This window comes from Paenibacillus faecalis, assembly GCF_900289175.1.
Taxonomy (GTDB): Bacteria; Bacillota; Bacilli; order Paenibacillales; family Paenibacillaceae; genus Paenibacillus_AQ; species Paenibacillus_AQ faecalis.
Window position 1 is genome coordinate 2,550,279 of the sequence record NZ_LT985747.1, and the last position, 20,224, is coordinate 2,570,502.

Consider the following 20,224-nt stretch of genomic DNA (forward strand, 5'->3'; position numbering starts at 1 on the left):
AGGTCAATTCGATAGAAACTCCGGTAATTTATAGGATTAATTTTCGCGCCACAAGCCCCTTTTTCCTGCTAATTTCGTTAAAAAATATAAATTCCAAGCATCCGACAAATGCTGTCAAGCCTGTAGTGACAAGCTTTTTCAGACATCTCACACTTTCGACAATAGATGTGCTTTCTCTCTATAAATAAAGACACCTGCTTTTCGAAAAGCCGGTGTCTTTGCTTTGTATTCTTAATTGTATGTGGTAACGGTCACTCCGCTGATTCTTCCTTCAACTCCGGCGACAGTATTACATCGACGACTTCACCTTTTTTACCTACAGCAGCAAGCTGTTTTCCTACTGATCTTGGTTCACTGATCGGAGCCTGTTCGGAATCAAATGGAAATGCAGTTCCTTCATTGCTGTATGCAATCAAATTCAGCGATTCGCGACAGTAGAAAGCTCCTGCTATACGGCTGCCGTTCGGTTTCACCCGCTTGCCTTCCTTGAATTCAAACGTAGCGATCCCTTTGCCGCCTCTGTTTTGGATCGGATAATCCAGAAGCAAGCTGCGCTTCCCATATCCAAGGTCCGTTATCGTCAAAATCTCACCTTCATCTTCCATCACCCAAAGCGCCGCCAGCACTTCATCATCTTCACGGAGCTGAATTCCTCTTACCCCGCCGGATACACGGCCCATGGCGTTAACCTCTTGCTCACGGAAGCGAATGCTCATGCCGTCTTTCGTGATTAACATGATGTCTTTGTTACCATCACTTAGCTCTACCGTAATAACACGGTCATCACCGGATAGCTTCACTGCAGCCACTGCGCCCGTCCGTTTGGTCGCATACTCTTTCAGCTCTGTCCGTTTCACTTGACCATTTCGGGTGACAAAAACAAGTGTCTTGCCTTCCTCTTCGATATTGGACACCGGGATGACCGATACAATTTCATCTTCTTTCGGAAGCTGAATCACGTTCACAATCGCCGTACCGGCATCCTTCCATTTATACTCCGGAATCTGGTGAACCGGCAGAAGGAAGAACTGCCCCTTTTGTGTAAAAACAAGCAGATTATCCAAGGTGTTTACCTCGAACAGACGAGTAATATAGTCGCCTTCCTTCACTCCAGAACTATCAGGCTCGCCCCCTGAGCGTGTAAACGACAGCATGCTTGTCCGCTTGATGTATCCATCCCTGGATAGGGTGACAAGCACATCCTCAGCGGCAACCATCACCTCAAGGTTGACCTTGATTTCTTCCACTTCTTCCTGAATCATTGATCGACGCTCGACGCCATACTTATCACGGATTTCCATCAGTTCCTTACGAATGACGGAAATGAGCTTCTTGTCACTGTTCAAAATGGCACGCAGACCCTCGATTTTTTTCATCAATTCATCCAGCTCTTTCTGAAGTGAATGAATTTCGAGATTCGTTAGCCGATAAAGCTGAAGTGTAAGGATTGAATCTGCCTGGCGCTCGGTAAAGCCGAACATCCATTGCAGATTTTTTTGTGCATCCTGACGATTTTTGGATGCCTTGATGGCTTCAATAACCTCATCCAAAATATTAAGTGCCTTTACAAGCCCCTCCAACACATGTGCACGGTCCTCTGCCCGTTCCAGCTCATACTGGGTACGGAAAGTGACAACCTCTCGCTGATGGGCAATATAAGCCTCAAGCATCGCCTTCAAGCCAAGCTGTTGAGGTGCCTTGTTTACAATCGCAACCATGTTGAAGTTGTATGTGATCTGCAAATCTGTCTTTTTCAGCAAATAAGCCAGTATACCGTTAGCATCCGCGTCTTTTTTCAGTTCTACAACGATTCGCAGACCTTCACGTCCGCTTTCATCCCGAACCTCGGCAATGCCGTCTACCTTTTTCTCAAGGCGAATGTTCTCCATCGCGGTGACAAGCCGCGCCTTCACAACCTGATACGGAATTTCGGTTATGACGATCTGCTGCTTGCCGCCCCGCAATGATTCGATTTTCGTCTTTGAACGTAAATATATCCGGCCTCTGCCTGTACGGTAAGCGTCTTGTATTCCTTTGCCGCCCATAATAATACCGCCTGTTGGAAAGTCAGGGCCTTTGATGAACGTCATGATTTCACTGAGCTCAATGTCCGGTTTTTGCATCACCGCAATACTGGCGTCGATAACCTCACGCAAATTATGGGGAGGAATCTCCGTTGCAAAACCGGCTGATATGCCACTGGTCCCGTTGACAAGCAGATTCGGATAACGTGAAGGAAGTACAACCGGCTCTTTCGCCGTATTGTCAAAGTTGTCCTTAAACAATACCGTTCTTTTCTCAATATCCCTCAGCATCTCCATCGCGATCGGCGACAAGCGTGCTTCTGTGTAACGCATTGCCGCCGCCGGATCATCGTCCTGCGAGCCCCAGTTGCCATGCCCGTCGATAAGCACATGTCCCATTTTCCACGGCTGGGCCATACGGACCATACCTTCGTAAATGGAAGAGTCACCATGCGGGTGATAGTTACCCATGACATCCCCGACGGTTTTAGCCGACTTTCGATAAGGCTTGTCCGGCGTATTGCCGGAATCGTACATGGCATAAAGGATACGACGCTGGACCGGCTTCAGACCATCACGAACATCCGGTATCGCACGATCCTGAATAATATATTTGGAATACCGGCCAAACCGGTCCCCTACGATCTCTTCCAGATATGCTGGCAAAAATTGTTCTGATAAACTCATGCCTTCACCTTCTATTCCTCAAACTCTGCAAAGTTGACATTTTCAACGATCCAGCGCTTCCGGGGATCAACCTTGTCCCCCATCAGTGTTGATACTCGACGTTCTGCTTTCGCAGCATCCTCAATTTGAACCTGCAGCAGCGTCCGCGTCTCTGGATTCATCGTCGTCTCCCACAATTGATCCGGGTTCATCTCTCCGAGACCTTTATAGCGCTGCAGTTCATACGATTTGAACTCCTTCAAGTAATTCGCGAGCTGTTCTTCACTCCACGCATATCTTACCGTCTCCAGCTTGCCTGATTTGCTGGAGATTTTGTAAAGCGGAGGCTGGGCGATATATACACGGCCATCATCGATCAATGGCTTCATGTACCGATAGAAGAATGTGAGAAGCAGCACTTGAATATGCGCACCGTCTGTATCCGCATCGGTCATTATAATAATTTTTGAATAATTACTATCCGGAGCTGAAAATTCGTTACCGATTCCGGCACCGATTGCAGCTACAATGGCTCGGTACTCATCATTTTTTAATATGTCCGCAAGCTTGGACTTTTCCGGATTCATCGGCTTACCCTTCAGGGGCAAGATCGCCTGCAGCTTGGAGTCCCGTCCTTGCTTCGCGGAACCGCCAGCGGAATCGCCTTCCACGATGAACAGCTCGGTACGGGTAAAATCCTTCGATTGAGCTGGCGACAACTTGCCCCCAAGGTTGGAGCTTTCGCTGCGTTTTTTGCCGGAACGCATCTCATCCCGTGCTTTACGGGCTGCCTCACGAGCTTTGGAAGCCTGGATCGCCTTCTTCAGAAGAGTTTGCGCAATCTGCGGATTTTCCTCCAAAAAGATTTGCATTTTCTCGGTCACGACACTATCGACTGCACTGCGGGCTGACGCACTTCCGAGCTGATCCTTGGTCTGGCCAACAAACTCCACCTCGGACATCTTGACGCTGATGACAGCCATCATGCCTTCGCGCAAATCGTTGCCTTCCAGGTTCTTGTCTTTCTCCTTCAAAAGATTGTTCTTGCGAGCATAATCGTTCATCACCCGAGTATAAGCGGTCTTAAAACCTGTTTCGTGCGTTCCTCCACCCCGCGTCGGAATAGAGTTAACAAACGAAGCAAGCGTCTCCGTATAACCTCCGTTATACTGCATAGCAATCTCTACTTCGATGTCATCCTTCTCGGCGTAAAAATGAATAACCTCATGAAGCACATCTTTACCTTCATTTAAAAATTCAACGAATTGACTCGCTCCGCCCTCATAAAAAAACTCTTCGCTGTTGCCGTTACGTTCATCCTTGAGCACGATCCGCAGGCCTGAGTTCAGAAAAGCGATCTCCTGAAGCCGCTCTGCCAATGTATCAAAACTCAATTGAATGCCCGAAGGAAACACCCGGGCATCCGGCTTGAACGTTACCTTCGTCCCGGTCTTGTTCGTATTTCCTTTAATTTCAAGACCCGTCACCGGCTCTCCGACATGCTCAATTCCTTTTTTATCCTGCCAATATTCAAAACGCTGACGATGAATTTTACCATCACGGTATATTTCCACCTCAAGCCATTCAGACAGCGCATTCGTTACGGATGCACCTACACCATGAAGCCCCCCGGACTTCTTGTATCCCGAACCGCCGAATTTACCGCCTGCGTGCAAAATGGTGAACACCACCTGCGGTGTCGGAATGCCGGTCTTATGTATCCCTGTCGGGATTCCTCGACCGTTATCATATACCGTAACAGAATCGTCCTTGTGTAAAGTAATTTCTATTCTCGAGCAGTACTTTGCAAGATGCTCATCGACCGCATTATCTACAATTTCCCAAACCAGATGATGCAATCCTGACGAGCTTGTGCTGCCTATGTACATGCCTGGCCGTTTGCGCACCGCAACGAGCCCCTCGAGCACTTGAATGTCGTCAGCATCGTATCCCGAACGACCACCAGGGCCGTTCTGTGATGACTCTGCAAACCTATCGATCTGTTCGACCATTCATGCTCCTCCTTCATATTTCGCTTATAACGGGGCTTCCCCCAAAAGGCAAACAAATGTTTTGTATGCATCGTCCATTTTAATTCAAAATGTCCCGTTTCGTAAAGACAATGAATGAAATGATCACGGCCACCGCTGCCCAAACGCTCAAAACGGCTAGAGAAAATTGAAGTGTCATTCCTTCAATCGGTGGCAAGTTGCCTGCTAAATAATCGGTTAGATCCAAATTTACCATAAATAAGTATTTGGCGCTGTTCCAGGCAGATGCCATATTCGTTAATATCGTACCAGCAATAAGCGCAGCCATCATAACAACGATGCTAGCCGCCGTACTCCGGACAAGGACAGATACCATAAATGCCAACATCGCGACAACCATGCTGACAAACCAGATCAGGCCTCCTTGCATAAGCAAATACTTCCACTGCGGCACCGCATGAACAGCTGACATATCCACATCGGAGCCTACGATTTTGAAGCCGGTAAATACCGGAAAATCAAACCCTTTATAACCGAAAGCAAGACCGGAGATCAAATATGAAATAATAAATGTCGACATAACGATCAGCGAGACGAACATCAATAGAGCGATCAGCTTGCTGAGCAGCACCTTCCACCTTTTCACCGGCCGGGTCAGCAGCATTTTTATCGTACCGGTCGTCCTCTCGCCCGACACGATATCGGAGGCTATAGCCATTATTAGCAACGGGATGAACAAAGTTACGGCGTTATTCATAAATTCCCGCGTAAAAGTAACAGCATTCGGCTCATTTGGATTAATATCATGCTCCAAATAATACTGCATTTGTTGAATATAGATTTGCCTGTATCTTTTCCATTCTTCCGGTACTCTATCACTACCCAGAGAGTTTTCGTTATCCGTGATTCGCTGCTGCAATTCCAGACGCCAATCTCCAGCAAATTTGTCTTTGCTGCGCTCTGCCGCTTTCATCTGTGCATAGGTAAACATCGGCACCAAAACCAGCAGCACCAATAAAACAACATAAAAGCGTTTTCGCTTGATGATCTTAAGCGTTTCGTTCTTTACAAGCGGCAGGATGCTACTCAATACCCTCACCTTCCGTCATCTGCAGGAACAGCTGTTCCAGCGTTGGATTGATACGGCTCACACCCCGGACCTCTACCCCTTCGGAAACGAGTGCTTCGACAGCAGAAGACGTATCTTCCTCCTGAATCCGGGTAACGATGGCATCCGGTGACATACCGGCCAGTATGGAATCATCCAGCAGGGCCTCCGGGTTATCCAACACCTCACACCTCTCTTGCTTATGAAGTACGCCCCGGCCAACATCTGCAGGGGAGAGCTCCCATATTACATATCCCGTACTGCTGGAGATCAGCTCGTCCACACCGCCGACCGCAAGCACTCTTCCACCGCTAATAATGGCCACCCGATCACATAACAGCTGAATTTCACTAAGCAAATGACTGGATACGAATACTGCCAAGCCTTCCCCGGAAAGGCGGTGAATAAACTCCCGCATTTCCTTGATTCCTTTCGGATCAAGCCCGTTTGTCGGCTCGTCCAGAATCAGAAGCTTCGGTCTGCCCAACAATGCCTGTGCGATGCCGAGACGCTGACGCATACCGAGTGAATATGTGCTGACTCGATCATGTATCCGCTTGTCCATTCGAACGATATGGACCACCTCGCGAATACGCTCCGCATCAATACCTGGCTGCATACGGGCGAAATGCTCCAGATTTTCCCATCCTGTCAGGTAAGTATACATTTCAGGATTTTCAACGATCGATCCGACATAGCGCAGCGCCTGCTCCTGCTGCCGATTCACATCATAACCGCATACCTTAATGACGCCTTCTGTAGGCTTTATAAGGTCAACCAGCATACGAATCGTTGTCGTCTTTCCCGCACCGTTTGGTCCAAGAAATCCAAATACCTCTCCCGCTCTGACATCAAAGGTCACGTCATGAATAATCCATTTCCGGCCAATTTTCTTTTTAACATGTTCTACGGACAAAACAACATTCTGATGATCTGCGAGCATTTTATTCCCCCTTCACCATCCCATTAGAGAATACCCTGCACAATCCGTTCAGCAATGGCCTGATAACCTTCGCCGTTTGGATGAAAATGATCAGAAGATAAATAAACATCGAGCTTTCCTTGAAACAGATCAAACGTCGGGATCAACATCATATTCGAGTCCATGTTCACAATCTGCTGTGCGGCATGGTTCCAGGCTGAAACGGCGATATTTCCGGGAACGAGCAGTTCCTCCATATCCGCAAAAGGATGATACAGACCGATCAGGATCACTCTTGCCTTCGGATTAATCTCCCGGATTCTCTCTAAAATCTGCTTCAAATTTTCCGTTGCCTCTGGTAAAACCTCTTTTAATTGCTCCGGATTCAGCTCAACTTCTCCTGCTTGGGCATTCTTCATCAAGTCGCTACCTCGAAACAAATCGTTGCCGCCAATAGACAAGAAAATAAGGTCAGACTGCTTGAGGGAATACTGTATGCCCCTCTCCTCCAGCTTTGGCAAAAGCGCCTCTGTGGTCATCCCGTTGATCGCAAGGTTGTTAAGCAGTTCGCTTGGGCGCTGTTTATCATTCAATATTTGAATGCTCCTGCGAACAAACCCGCTCCCGGTATGATCACCCGTCCCTTTGGCAAGAGAATCTCCGATGGCGGTCACTTTCAATTGTTCCGGCAAAGGCGGAAGAGCCTCGGATTCAGCATCCTCCTCCGGTGGGGTTTCGGGCTTATTCGCGGATGCGTTACCTTCATGTTCAGCCGGAACGGGCGCTATATCCGAAGATGCTGAAGCTTCAGGCGAAGTAATATCCTGTATGGCATAAATAAATCCAACAAGAAAAACAATCGTAAAAATGACAGAAACCGATGCGGTAATCCGCCATATCCATTTTGAAGAGATCAAGAAGAGCCCTCCCCGGCTAAATGATGGATGTCAGTTCTACTATAGTATTTCGGCCAATTCCATAACTATATGTACATAAACATAAATCTTCTATGTGAAATTTGCAAATGAGACAGGCTCCAAATATGAAGAAAACAACAAAAAACAGGAGGGATTGCCCCCCCTGTTTCAAAAAAAATTATGAATGATTACTGACTGATAAATTCCTGTACCCAATATCCGTTATAGTACCCGACACCGATCATCGTAAAGTTCGGAGACAGGATGTTTTGACGGTGACCTTCACTGTTCATCCAAGAGTTCATAACTTCTTCCGGTGTACGTTGACCCATGGCGATGTTCTCACCAGCGTAGCTGTAAGAAATACCATACTGCTTCATCATATCAAATGGAGAACCATACGTTGGAGAATTATGATCAAAATATTTGTTATCATTCATATCTTTTGCCTTGTCTACTGCCATTTTCGTAAGCCCTTCGTGAACAGTCAAAGGTTTCAATCCGGCTTTTTCACGTTCCTTATTCACAAGCGTGACAACCTGGCTCGCAAACGTGGATTTATCGGATGCATTTGCAGGTTCTGACGGCTTTGATGGCTGGGTCGGCTCAACCGGATTCGTCGATGGAGCTGCTGTAGAAGCTGATGGCTTTTCTACCTCCGGTTTGGATGTTTCAGATTGTGGTTTAGCTTCCGGCTTCGAAACTACACAGTTAAAAGAACCTTTCCATCCTTGACTCTCCAAAAACTGCTGGATCTTTTGTTGCCAACCCTGTGAATTTTCTGTTGAAGCGGGTGCAGCTGCAGACGCGGATGCAGGAAGCATAATACCTACGGACAAGACGGCTGCGATACCACCGCTAACGAGTTTCTTAATCATCGGTTTCTTCATCTACCCAAGCATCTCCTTTGTCTAAAATAGTTACATTTTTGTAATCAACCACGAACACAGTGTAACATATCTGTTATCCGAATCCACCCCACAAATGTTGGAAAAAAATATGCGAACAACGCCAAAAAAGCTATCCCCCAACAGAAGTAGACGTGTTGGAAGATAGCCTATGGCTTTCTTGATTACATCTCGTAATTCACTACATAGTTTTGAAGCTCTGTATTGTAATAACCAATACTGAACTCTCTTATATTTCCCTGCTCATCATAGGAATAACGTGCTCTCTTCAGCACAGGTTTTCCTGCGCTCATCTGAAGCATGGATGCGATATGCTCCGGCGGAGCAGCAACATCGAATTCATCACGCAGTTTATCCAGCGAGATGTCTTGTTCCTCCAATAAACCATACAGGGATTGGTCATTTAAATCGGACAGTTTGACATCACCGATGCTATTCATTAAATAATGCGTGTAATAAATATAAGGAACATCATCCAGTAAATAGACACGCTCCAGCTTCAAGCAGTTCTCGCCAAATAACGAATACGGCTCGGTACCTGCTTCATTCCTTACCATTTCCGCATTCAGCCATTGCTTTTTAATCTGATGCCCCTCTTCAACCAAAATCTCCGTGAATCGTTTCCATCTGGATAGTTTGGAGGTGGAGGTAATTCGAATCACCTTGGTCCCTTTCCCGCTTCCCTTCTCCAGATAACCTTCCTGAACCAGCTCTTGAATAGCGCCTCTGACCGTAATTTTGCTTACACCAAATTCCTTCTCCAGCTGAGGCTCAGAAGGTATATTCGTTCCTAACGGATATACGCCATAGAGAATACGATCTTTGATTATATTTTTGATCTGCAAATATAAGGGCCTATCTTTACGGGATAAGCTCACCACTGTCCACTACCTTTCTACATCGCCCACAGCTTCAGTCATCGCCCGGAGTATCTCCGCTTCCGATGCCATTGGAGTATCCCCGGACACGGTATGGGCCAGCATACCGGCTGCCGCTGCAAATTGTACTGTCTTTTCTGAAGAAAAGCCCTCCAGTTCACCATGAATGATCCCGCTGGCAAAGGCATCTCCAGCACCTATTCTATCATAAACGGAAAACGTCAGCTGATCAGAGAAACTAAAAGCTCCCTCTTTAAATAAAAAGCCGCGCAACGAATGCGTATTATCGCTGTTGATGCTGCGATGCGTTCCCGCAATCACTTCAATGGAGTACCGCTTCGAAACAGCCGGAATCAATTCTATGAGCTGATCTTCCCGCTTTGTTTTGTCTGTCACCATCCCGAGCGTATAAAGAGCGTCTTTCTCATTCATGATAACAAGGTCAGATAAGTGTAGCATCTCTTCATAATGCGGTTTAGCCTTCACATAACCATCCTCACCCCAAAGAGAAGGTCGATAGTTGCAATCAAAAATAACGCGGCCGCCGCGATGTTTAACAGCACGTGCCAAAGACTTCATATGCTCGCGTACACCATCATTCATAGCTAGCGTAATTCCGCAGAAATGGACGACATCAATCCGGGATGCAATATCATCATAATGATACACACTGGACGAAGCGGTGTTGAAGCTGCTCTCCAGACGATTGCTATACGTCACCCGGCTCGGCCGTGCCCCGAAGCCGTTCTCCAGAAAATACATGCCTAAATATTTTCCACCGCGATGGATCAATGAGGACTCGATTCCCAGCTTTCTCAAATATGCCGCGGCGGCATCCCCAAGCGGATTATCCGGAAGTCGGGAAACCAGATATGCTGTATGCCCGAACCTCGCTAATGCGGAAGCAACATTTACCCCAGTACCGGAGAACGAATAGTTCAATGTATTGCTCTGCGACAGCAAGTCATAACCGGGAACCTGGAGCCGCATCATGACTTCTCCGAATGCCGCGATTGTTTTAGGCATAGTGATCCGCCAACTTTTTCATGATAGCAACCAGCTCGCGAACATCTTCGATGTTGGTCTTCCCTGTTTCCGAGTCCATAATGGAACTATATACATGCGGAATGATTTTAGGCACACCAGCTTCCAGAGCGATCCGTAAAATAGGTTCAAAGTTTTGTTTATCCAGTCCGCCAGTAGGCTCCAGTGCAAACCCTTCCTCAGCACAAGCTTTAGCGACCGCACGGAATTCATCCTCACAGCTCAATCCCTTCATCGGGAAAAATTTAAGGGCATTACCACCCATATCACGAACAAGAGCGATAGCCGATTTGATCGGTACTACGGCATGCTCACTCTGTGCTGCGCTGTGCGGACCCGTTGAAATATTTACATACCCTGGTCGCCCGGAAGGGGATACCAGACTGTTAATCCAGCTATCCTGATTCCCCAGGTTAGCGCGCGTTGCGCCTACAGCAGTAAATACCTGATTAATATGACTGCCCGGATAATGCTTGGCAATTTCCGCTACCATGGCCGCCTGACGATTGTCACCGCCTCCAAGCCCGATTGAAACAGCCTCTTCAATTTCCTTACCGTACATTTTCATGGCAGCTACCGCTTCTTCCACAGAAGCATAATCCTTGGACAATACACCTACCAGCACAAAACCGTCAGCCGCTTCAAAAATATCTTTAGCGTTATCTAAGCCTTTGGTCAGTACGTTTAGGGAAACACGATCTCTATAAAAGCGCTTGGATATATGCGACATATTACTTTCCTCCTGTTAATTCGCGTATTCTAGATTGGATCACATCAATATCATCGCCCATAAGCGAACGCGGGTCGATATCGAAATACCCTTGTCTTACTCCATAATCACGTGTGTAAACAGCGACGTCACCGCTTTGCAGCTTGCTCGCAACCTCTTTGGCGGTCGTTCCCGTCTTTGCCGGATCAATCTGAACCCTTGCGCGATAAATAGCCCGGCCAGCCTCATCCTGAACAATCGTTATTTGTACACCGGATATCTCATTTAATGGCATCAGCTTCTGGAGCTCCGCTTTTTCCTGCTCGCTCGTATCTTTTTTGACAACATATTCATCAAGGGCTTGCAGAAGGCCGAAGTAAGATTCTTTGCCAACCTTCATGCTTCGTCCAATTCCATGGAGCTGCACCTTTAACCATTCTATATAAGTCCGTTTTCCGCCAACGATTCCCGATGTCGGACCTTCAATCGCTTTTGAACCGCTATAAATAGCAAGATCAGCGTATTTCACATATTTTTGAAGATCCTCCTCTGCGGCTGCATCCACAATCAATGGAACTCCTTTACGCTGTGCAACCTCCCACGCCTCTTCGACCGAGATCATATTTTTTTGAACGGCATGGTGTGATTTCACATAAAGGATGGCAGCTGTTTTGTCCGATACGGCGTCTTCAATATGTTCTGCCCGACCTTCGTTGGCATAACCGACCTCTACCAGCTTCCCTCCACCCAAATACACCATCGTTTCAATAGGAGCACCATACTGCACGTTATGCCCTTTTAAAATAATAACCTCGTTTTTGTAAATATCCTCCTGATGAAGACGTTCGCTCAATCGCCTGTTCCCTTTCGTTACGATCGCGGCGACAGACAGAGCTATACCGCTCGATGCAGAGTTAACAACTACAGCGGCCTCCGAGCCAAGAATACGGGCTATGTAATCGCCTGATTTATTAATCAGATCGGCTATTTCAACATAGCTTTGTCCGCCCTGCTTCATCGCCTCCATCACAGTGTTCGTCGGAGCAGACACCCCAAGAATACTCATGCGCCCGCTGGCATTAATCACCCGCTTAAGACCATACTTCGCATTCAATGAATTCTCCACCCATGATCACTCCCTTGGCTTCAATAACTTGATTCGCTGCTCTGCGCTCTCCTTCTGAATCCATCAGCTCGACGGTTCTGTTATTTACTGTAAACAGCGTTAGATTGGCACGGTCACCGATTTGGATGCGGCCAAGCTCTGGCTTCCCAAGCCAAGCTGCAGCATGAATAGTAACAGCGTCTATGACTTCTTCAAGAGAATATCCTAAATAAAGAAATTTGGAGAGCACACTTGCCATACTATACACCGGACCATTTAAACGATTTCCTCGGTAAATATCCGTGCTGATCGTATGCAGACCGATCCCATGCCGCTTAGCTGCTTCTGCTGTTTTAAAGGAAAAGCTCGCTGTACCGTGACCAACATCCAGGTGCACCCCTCTGTTAATCGCATCGATGAACTCCTGAAGCGGTTTGCCGCTATCATCAAACAGATTGTTCTTCTTTCCGTTAAGATAGTGTGTAACTACATCATTTCGCTCTAAAAGAGCAATTACCTCTCGTATATCAGGAGGTCCTGATCCGATATGAACCATGAGGGGCATTTTTGTCTCAACAGAGAGCTGCCGAGCGAGGCGAAGCGGTGCTATACCGTTTGCTCCAACGACACTTCTGCTGATCCGCGCTTTCAAGCCTACGATGAAATCGCTGTACGTAAGGACCGACTGTCTGACTAATTCCCGGTCAATCCAATCGAGATTGCATAATTCATCGATTCGAGTTAAACCGATGCGCGAGATGTTCAAAAAGGCATACAAACGTGTTCTTGCCTGCTCTCTCGATACAGCCAGCTCAGAAATTCGGTCTGCACCGCAGCTTCCGGCATCCACGATCGTGGTCACACCCTGTTTGACTCCAATCTCATCGATCTCATCACCATACGGATCAAATTCAGGGAAAGCATGAACGTGCATATCAATCCAGCCGCTCGATACATAAGCGCCAGAGCCTTCAATGATCCGTTCTCCGCGCCCCTCTCCATCAGAAGGGAGGCCAACAATGATGCCGTTCTCGATCTCAATATCGATCTCTTCTCCGCTCACGCATTTTACATGGCGCAATACGAGCTTTTCATTCAATATCCTCACCTTCTATAAATTATAACGTTATAATGTTTACGATAGCATGAGAGTGAACTGTTGTAAATCGAAACATTATAATGTTTAAAAAATTTCACCAAAAAAGAGAATGCCCTGCTACATGGTCATAGACCCAAGACATTCCCTTGTCTGCAATAAGACAAAAACGATCACGAATCCATCCCGAGCATCGTTTCATGTCATTGCTGATCACATAATCCGTCCCCAAAAAAGAAAAGCCCGCTCTCTGCTGTACACAAAAGAGCGGGCTGGAGAAAAAGAGGTGTTTACAGCTGTTTTACAAGCTTGTAGCCCGCTTTTTCAAAGCCGATATGTTCAAAAAATGCATGTGCCGGATCTAATTCTTCCGGATTGCCGCTTTTAAGAAACAAGAGGTGACTTCCCTGCTGCTTTCCCCATGCTTCTGCATCGCGTACCAAACGTTTGCCGATTCCTTGGTTGCGGCAGCTTGAGGTTACAATCAACGAAGTGATTTGAGTGACCGGTTCATGCCTTATCAAAGATTTGATTTGACGAAGCATCACCATACCAACTACCCTGCCTTCAAGCTCCGCAATCATGTTGCAGTGAATCGGGCTAGATGCCATCATCTCCATCCGTTCACCCATCACATTCAGCGTAGTCGGATAATTTAACTCACGCATCAAAGAGGTGACAGATTCCAAATCTTTCTTCTCAAATGTTCGAACCAGCAATGCAGGCGCAGATAAGACGCTTTCCATGCTCATTATACCCTCATGCTTCCCTTCTTCTATGATATCATTCTCCACTAATCTATTTTGGGCGTTTCTATTAAATATTGCAAGTACAAAAGCGACAATTTTATGCCTGATCCGTCAGGTTTCTTCTCCCGACATTTACAAAAACTTGTATTGTGCTTCAATTAATCCATAATAGGTTCCCTTTAATTTCATGAGCTGTTCATGATTTCCTTCTTCAATCACTCGCCCGTGGTCCAGGACAACAATATGATCCGCATGGCGAATCGTGGACAATCGGTGGGCGACAATGAAGGATGTACGACCCTTCAATAGAACCTTTAACGCATCCTGGATTTTAAGCTCAGTCTCCGTATCAATGGACGCGGTCGCTTCATCCAGGATAAGAATCCGTGGATCGGCAAGGAGTGCTCTGGCGAAAGAGAGCAGCTGCCTTTGTCCCATAGACAGCATATTACCGCGCTCTTCAACCTCCGTATCATATCCGCCAGGCATATTCATAATAAACTCATGAGCATCCACCGCCTTGGCAACAGCTTCGATTTCTTCATTTGTTGCATCCAGGCGGCCGAAGCGGATATTGTCGCGAATCGTCCCTGAGAAAATAAAGGTATCTTGAAGAACAATACCAATCTGCTTGCGCAAACTTTCCACGGTTACCTTTCGGATATCGTAACCGTCAATCGTAATCTCCCCGTCGGTTATATCATAGAATCGACTAAGCAGATTAATGATCGTACTCTTACCCGACCCGGTATGGCCGACCAATGCAATAGACTGCCCGGCTTTTACGTCCAGATTGATTCCTTTGAGCGCCTGACGGCCTGGCTCGTATTCAAATACAACATCTTTCAGTTTGATATTGCCTTGAATTTCCGGCAGATCTTTCGCTTCAGATGCATTACTGATACTTGGCTTTTCATCGATGAATTCAAAAATTCGTTCGGAGGAAGCCATCGCTACGAGAAGCTGGTTATACATCATGCCCAATCGGTTGATCGGCTCCCAGAAGTTTCCGACATAGTTGGAGAAAGCGATCAGAAGACCGATGGTCAGTTCATCGTTTTTGATCAGCGTCGAACCGAGCCAGAACAAGATAAGCGTACCGACTCCGCCCGTAATCTCAATCAATGGACCAAAGGCCTGGTTCATTGCAGACGCTTTGTCCCAGGATTTTTTGCTGTCAAGGTTCATTTGGTCGAAGAATTTCATGTTTTCTTCTTCCTGCGTATAAGCCTGGGTTACCCGAATGCCTTGAATGGACTCATTCAAGTGCGAGTTAATCCGGGAGTTCTTCATCCGAACGTCCTGCCACGCTCTGCGAATTCGAACCCGCAAGGCGGTGGAAATGAAGAACATAATCGGCACCGTTACAATAACCGCAAGGCCCAGCTTCCAGTTGATTGCAAGTAGTATAATGACGATCCCGACAAGCTGCACACAGTCAATCAGCAGGTTAACTACACCGTTTGTAAACAAATCCTGAAGTGAATTGACATCATTCGTGACCCGAACCAAAACGGAACCGGCCGGACGCTTGTCAAAAAAGTTGAAAGACAAGCGCTGAATGTGGCGGAACAGATCTGTCCGCAGGTCATAAATCACTCGCTGACCGATGATGTTCGTATATTTAATTCGGAAAATCCCCGTAATGTATTGAATAATATAAAGCACCAAAGCAGCAATCGTAATTTTGTACAGCAGCTGGACATTCGGACTACCGGATTCCGGCGCGATCGCTTTGTCGATCGCCGAACCTGTCAAATATGGAACAGCTAGCTTCGTTATGGTACCGATAAGCATAAGAACGATGACCAGCGGCACCATTTGTTTTGCATATGGCTTCATATAAGAGATGAGCCGGGTCAGCTGTTTCCAGTTAAACGGCTTCTCAATCGCATCGTCATCCTGATACACAAAGCGCTCACCCGCAGCCCCCGCATCTTTCCCCGTCTGAGAAGATTTATGCTTGGGACTTCGCTCTATATTTAATTCTGCACTCATGCCTACACCTGCCCTTCTTCGTTGCCCGAAGCAGTACGGCGGGCAATCAGGTCCGCATATTGAATTTTGTACACTTCTTGGTAAGGACCTTCGACTTTGATCAGATCATCATGTTTACCGCGCTGCACCACTCGCCCTTCATCCAGGACAAGAATTTCATCCGCATGTCTTAATGAAGAGATCCGATGAGCGATAATAAACGTCGTTCGACCCTCCATAACCTCCTGAAAACCGGACTGAATTTCATGCTCGGTCTCCATATCGACCGCACTGGTTGCATCGTCCAGGATGAGTATTTTCGGATCGACCAGAAGTGCCCGCGCGATCGCAATCCGCTGCTTCTGCCCCCCGGAAAGTCCCATTCCGCGCTCACCGACAATCGTATCATAGCCATGCTCCATCTCCATGATGAAATCATGCGCTTTTGCCAGCTTTGCAGCCCGGATAATATCATCCATCGTCACATTCTTCATACCGTATGAAATGTTGTTACGAATGCTCGATGAGAACAGGAACGTCTCCTGAAACACCGTTGCAATCTGACTGCGCAAGCTGCGGATTTTAATATCTTTAATATTGATGCCATCGAGTGTAATACTGCCAGAATTCACATTATAAGCATGCATCAGCAGCTGAATGATCGTCGATTTTCCAGAACCCGTACCGCCTAGTAAACCGATAACCGTCCCCGGCGGCGCATTCAGATTGATATCTTTCACCGCAGCCATTTTATTGCCATATGCGAAAGTAACACTGTCAAAAACGACATGCCCCTTCACTTTAGCCGGGTCCAGCGTAATCGCATCCTCTTTATCCTCAACATCAATTGGCTGGTTCAGCAGCTCCAGCACACGCTCTCCGGATGCTTTCGATTGCGTGTAGTTATTAATGTGGAATCCAATGCTCCACATCGGTCCGATAATATACCAGATCAAACTGAAGAAAGCGACTAATTGACCCAGTGACAACTCCCCATTGATCACCATGACCCCGCCTGCCACCAGCAAAATGACAATACAGATGTTGGCAAACAGCTCCATCAGCGGGAAAAAGCGAGCCCATAAAGTTGAAGCAAAGATTTGATTGGATTTATAACGCTCATTGCGTTCGGAAAATTTATCAACCTCATACGGTTCACGCGCGAATGACTTAACCGTACGTACACCGGTAATATTCTCTTGAACCGACGTCGTAAGCGCGCTGAGCGCAAGCCGCATTTCCTGGAAAGCTGGATGAATTTTGGATTCAAACTTTAAAGCAGTAAAAACGAGAAACGGCATGCTCACAAATGTAACCAGTGTCAGCTTCCAGCTGATGGAAAACATCATCGCCCCACCGAAGGCGACCATCAGAAATACGTTTAAGATTTGGGCGAAACCAAAGCCGATAAATTGCCGGATCGCTTCAAGGTCCCCCGTTAACCGGGACATCAAGTCGCCTGTACGGGCAGTGTCATAATAACGAAAAGACAGAAACTGCAGCTTTTCATAACAGGCATTCCGCATTTTATAAGCTAGAAAGTTACCTAACCGCCCCCCGAAAAATCCGTGTAAAAACTGAAAACAAGCTTTAAGTGTAACGACCCCTACAACCGTTAGAGCCAGTTGCGGTACAAGACTAAAATTTCCGGGCCTGATTGCATCATCAATCAGCCGCTGTAGCAGGTGCGGGTAGACGAGGCCAAGTGCGGTCGCCATCGCCAAAAACAGAATGGATACGAAAAGATAGATCCGTTTCTCCCAGAAAAAGCCCTGCAGTTGCCTGAGAACATTCATTTTTTTCCTCCCCTAAATTTTCGAACAGTTATGTAGCATTTAAGAAGTTTATCACCGACCTGTAAACGCGGCAAAGAGAATAAAACGTCAGAATTCAGCCCATGCGTCCTTAACTGGTCATTTAGTGCAACTTTTCATAGGTTCATGATTAAATCGTCATGAATTCTCGTTAATTCTGACATTATGAAAACGACTTCTTTTTTTCATATCAGATCACGAAAAATAACCCATTTTTTAGTTTTTTTCGCCCGGTTTTATGACTTTAATTGTTAAAAGAGTCCAGGTTATACCTGGATGAATTCACCAACTATGACGCTGGACAATCTTGGTCCATTCGATCAACTGGACAAGTATACAAGAAGAAACTTATACTTCCTTGTTTTCAAAAAAAGAGCGAGCTGTTCGAGGAATTGTCCCCGGTCGCTCACTCTTGCTTTTGACCATCCGTTTATAAAAAGATTAAACGAAAACCTGTTTTTTAGTTCAAGCCATACGACTGCTTCTGTTCCAGCTGTACAAGCTGATCCGCAAGCTTGCGCCACATTTCTGGCGATTGTCCATCCTGCAGAGACATAATCATCGCGTTAACCGATTCTTCAAGCTGCTCCTGAAGTGCATCTGAATACATGACTAATGATTGCCGAATCTCTTCGGCATAGTGCTTCTCAAAGAGAGCTTCGCACTGCTTGATGACGACAGCTGCCGCTTCCTTTACTTTCGGCTCGGCTGCTTCACGCAGCTTTTGGCTTCCGGTTCCTTCAAAAAAATGCTTCGGGTTTTTGAAGAAAGACCAGTAGGACAGCCATCCTCCTGCCAGCACCAGATCGGTCTCTTCCAGCTTCGGTGCCGCTAACTCTCGGTCCTGGCTTAAAGAAAGGTTCAGCCCTTCCGTCAGATGGCTGATTTCTTGTAAGGTACGCTGAACCGTTTCCTGAGCGAGATGACGGCCTTTGTGTTCAAGGCGCAAAGTCGTAGCCCAAAACTCCTGATCCAATTCCACAGACAGCGAACGTTCCAAATCCCGGCCGCATGCAGAAAATACGGACTTCAGGTTTCCGGCATCTTCTCTCAGCACGGAAGGATGAAAAGCTTCCTGAAAGAATCTTCCCAGCGCAAAATCCAGCCGCTGACGGACATGAAAGAGCAGTTCTTTGCATTCCTGTGCAATTTCGCGTGACAGATCTGCTGTTTTTAGAGCCTGGATTAGCTCTTGCGCCTTTTCTGAAGCTGATTCCAGTTCCTTGATTCGCTGGCCGCGCGTATCCTTATCCTGCTCTGCCAGTTCAGCCCAGCCTTCAATCCGGCGTCTTGCCGATATGATTTCATCGTGTCCCGCCCGCAGCGATAACCCCGGCAAATCCTCCAGGGCGAATCGATCGAGCGAGCTTTCAAACGACACAAAGCCGGACTGTTCAAGCTCGTCTCCATCCCCGCTGATCTTGCCTTTTAGAGCCTGCTGGCTGGACACAGGGAATATATGCGGATTGACCACTCCATTTCTGATCAGATTGCTTCGAACGTGAGCAACAACTTCATCCAGTTCTTCAGAAGAGGACGCCAGATCGGCCGCATTCACGATAAAAAACATTTTATCAAGTGCAAAGCTGTCCTTGACCCGGCCCAGCTGAGACAAAAACTGTCTGTCTGCCTTTGAAAAGGCATGATTATAATACGTCACATATACAATCGCATCTGCGTTTTTAATATAGCTGAACGTGACTCCCGTGTGACGAGCGTGAAGAGAGTCGGCTCCCGGCGTATCGACGAGAACAATTCCCTGCTCGGTGAGCGGGCAGCTGTAATACAGATCGATCCCATCTACATAACAGGACTTCGTCTCATCAGCGACAAAGCCGCGGTATTGCTCCATATCGGCGAGCTGTGTCATTCCGAGCTTTCCGTTCATTTCATCCCATCCGGCAGCAGCTGCTTTCAGGAAGCCATAATGCGGAAGCCCGGCGGGATGAACACCCTCTGGTGTAATATCTTCGGCAATCTTTCGCCAATTTCCCTCATCCGGCTCCGGTAACCCGAGTACACTGAAGGAATAGGTAAGATCATCCCACCAGCTCTCTTTTGTTTTCATACGTACAGCGGCAGTGCCGTGCGGAAACTTTTCTGTCGGCGCAACGATCCGGTTCACCGCCGCTGTCGTCGGATGCGGTGATACCGGCAACACCGATTCGCCGAGCAGCGCGTTGGCGAAGGATGATTTGCCGGCGCTGAACGCCCCGAACAGCGCCAGGGTGAACGAGCCGCCCGCGAGCGCATCGGCGCGGGCGGTCAGATCCCGCGCGGGCGAGGCCAGCGCGGGATACGGCGCCAGCAGCGCAG

At 47.2% G+C, this 20,224-nt stretch carries 15 protein-coding genes; all 15 read right to left on the bottom strand.

The genetic code is table 11. The features are described from left to right. Nucleotides 1-251 precede the first annotated feature (251 nt). On the bottom strand, nucleotides 252-2,711 hold the full coding sequence (gene gyrA / locus C8268_RS12060) for a DNA gyrase subunit A (RefSeq protein WP_106767884.1): 2,460 nt from the start codon (nucleotides 2,709-2,711) through the stop codon (nucleotides 252-254). A gap of 11 nt (nucleotides 2,712-2,722) precedes the next feature. Further along, the gene (gene parE, locus C8268_RS12065; RefSeq protein WP_106767885.1) at nucleotides 2,723-4,702 is read right to left on the bottom strand and encodes a DNA topoisomerase IV subunit B; all 1,980 of its coding nucleotides are present in this window, start codon (nucleotides 4,700-4,702) and stop codon (nucleotides 2,723-2,725) included. Between the two features lie 79 nt (nucleotides 4,703-4,781). Then, nucleotides 4,782-5,771 carry an ABC transporter permease gene (locus tag C8268_RS12070; RefSeq protein ID WP_106767886.1) on the bottom strand — a complete coding sequence of 330 codons (990 nt, stop codon included), beginning with the start codon at nucleotides 5,769-5,771 and terminating at the stop codon, nucleotides 4,782-4,784. Beyond that, complete coding sequence (locus C8268_RS12075) at nucleotides 5,764-6,732, bottom strand: ABC transporter ATP-binding protein (RefSeq protein WP_106767887.1); 969 nt, start codon at nucleotides 6,730-6,732, stop codon at nucleotides 5,764-5,766. Before C8268_RS12075 ends, C8268_RS12070 begins: the two co-directional genes overlap by 8 nt. 23 nt (nucleotides 6,733-6,755) lie before the next feature. Beyond that, on the bottom strand, nucleotides 6,756-7,628 hold the full coding sequence (locus C8268_RS12080) for a GDSL-type esterase/lipase family protein (protein ID WP_106767888.1): 873 nt from the start codon (nucleotides 7,626-7,628) through the stop codon (nucleotides 6,756-6,758). 188 nt (nucleotides 7,629-7,816) lie between these two features. Next, nucleotides 7,817-8,518, bottom strand: a complete 702-nt coding sequence (locus tag C8268_RS12085) for a CAP domain-containing protein (protein ID WP_106767889.1) — start codon at nucleotides 8,516-8,518, stop codon at nucleotides 7,817-7,819. 182 nt (nucleotides 8,519-8,700) lie between these two features. Beyond that, the gene (locus tag C8268_RS12090; protein ID WP_106767890.1) at nucleotides 8,701-9,414 is read right to left on the bottom strand and encodes a GntR family transcriptional regulator; all 714 of its coding nucleotides are present in this window, start codon (nucleotides 9,412-9,414) and stop codon (nucleotides 8,701-8,703) included. Between the two features lie 9 nt (nucleotides 9,415-9,423). Beyond that, complete coding sequence (locus C8268_RS12095; RefSeq protein WP_106767891.1) at nucleotides 9,424-10,440, bottom strand: sugar kinase; 1,017 nt, start codon at nucleotides 10,438-10,440, stop codon at nucleotides 9,424-9,426. Next, nucleotides 10,433-11,188, bottom strand: a complete 756-nt coding sequence (gene dagF, locus C8268_RS12100) for a 2-dehydro-3-deoxy-phosphogluconate aldolase (RefSeq protein ID WP_106767892.1) — start codon at nucleotides 11,186-11,188, stop codon at nucleotides 10,433-10,435. The genes C8268_RS12095 and dagF overlap by 8 nt, the downstream gene beginning before the upstream one ends. Before the next feature lies 1 nt (nucleotide 11,189). Beyond that, nucleotides 11,190-12,293 carry a DgaE family pyridoxal phosphate-dependent ammonia lyase gene (locus C8268_RS12105; RefSeq protein WP_106767893.1) on the bottom strand — a complete coding sequence of 368 codons (1,104 nt, stop codon included), beginning with the start codon at nucleotides 12,291-12,293 and terminating at the stop codon, nucleotides 11,190-11,192. Then, complete coding sequence (locus C8268_RS12110; RefSeq protein ID WP_106767894.1) at nucleotides 12,259-13,371, bottom strand: amidohydrolase/deacetylase family metallohydrolase; 1,113 nt, start codon at nucleotides 13,369-13,371, stop codon at nucleotides 12,259-12,261. Before C8268_RS12110 ends, C8268_RS12105 begins: the two co-directional genes overlap by 35 nt. 287 nt (nucleotides 13,372-13,658) lie before the next feature. Then, on the bottom strand, nucleotides 13,659-14,114 hold the full coding sequence (locus C8268_RS12115; protein WP_234032781.1) for a GNAT family N-acetyltransferase: 456 nt from the start codon (nucleotides 14,112-14,114) through the stop codon (nucleotides 13,659-13,661). Between the two features lie 135 nt (nucleotides 14,115-14,249). Further along, entirely contained in the window at nucleotides 14,250-16,115 is a 1,866-nt protein-coding gene (locus C8268_RS12120; RefSeq protein ID WP_106767896.1) for an ABC transporter ATP-binding protein, read from the bottom strand. Nucleotides 16,116-16,117: 2 nt separating this feature from the next. After that, nucleotides 16,118-17,890, bottom strand: coding sequence for an ABC transporter ATP-binding protein (locus C8268_RS12125; protein ID WP_106767897.1), 1,773 nt, complete (start codon nucleotides 17,888-17,890; stop codon nucleotides 16,118-16,120). Between the two features lie 478 nt (nucleotides 17,891-18,368). Next, nucleotides 18,369-20,224, bottom strand: a 1,856-nt coding sequence (locus C8268_RS12130) for a dynamin family protein (protein ID WP_199794842.1), incomplete at its 5' end; no start/stop codon positions are given.

Excerpts from the sequence above, each read along its gene's own strand:
- gyrA (WP_106767884.1), bottom strand. The coding sequence starts at position 2,711 with ATGAGTTTATCAGAACAATTTTTGCCAGCATATCTGGAAGAGATCGTA.
- parE (WP_106767885.1), bottom strand. The coding sequence starts at position 4,702 with ATGGTCGAACAGATCGATAGGTTTGCAGAGTCATCACAGAACGGCCCT.
- C8268_RS12075 (WP_106767887.1), bottom strand. The coding sequence starts at position 6,732 with ATGCTCGCAGATCATCAGAATGTTGTTTTGTCCGTAGAACATGTTAAA.
- C8268_RS12085 (WP_106767889.1), bottom strand. The coding sequence starts at position 8,518 with ATGAAGAAACCGATGATTAAGAAACTCGTTAGCGGTGGTATCGCAGCC.
- C8268_RS12095 (WP_106767891.1), bottom strand. The coding sequence starts at position 10,440 with ATGCCTAAAACAATCGCGGCATTCGGAGAAGTCATGATGCGGCTCCAG.
- dagF (WP_106767892.1), bottom strand. The coding sequence starts at position 11,188 with ATGTCGCATATATCCAAGCGCTTTTATAGAGATCGTGTTTCCCTAAAC.
- C8268_RS12115 (WP_234032781.1), bottom strand. The coding sequence starts at position 14,114 with ATGGAAAGCGTCTTATCTGCGCCTGCATTGCTGGTTCGAACATTTGAG.
- C8268_RS12120 (WP_106767896.1), bottom strand. The coding sequence starts at position 16,115 with ATGAGTGCAGAATTAAATATAGAGCGAAGTCCCAAGCATAAATCTTCT.
- C8268_RS12125 (WP_106767897.1), bottom strand. The coding sequence starts at position 17,890 with ATGAATGTTCTCAGGCAACTGCAGGGCTTTTTCTGGGAGAAACGGATC.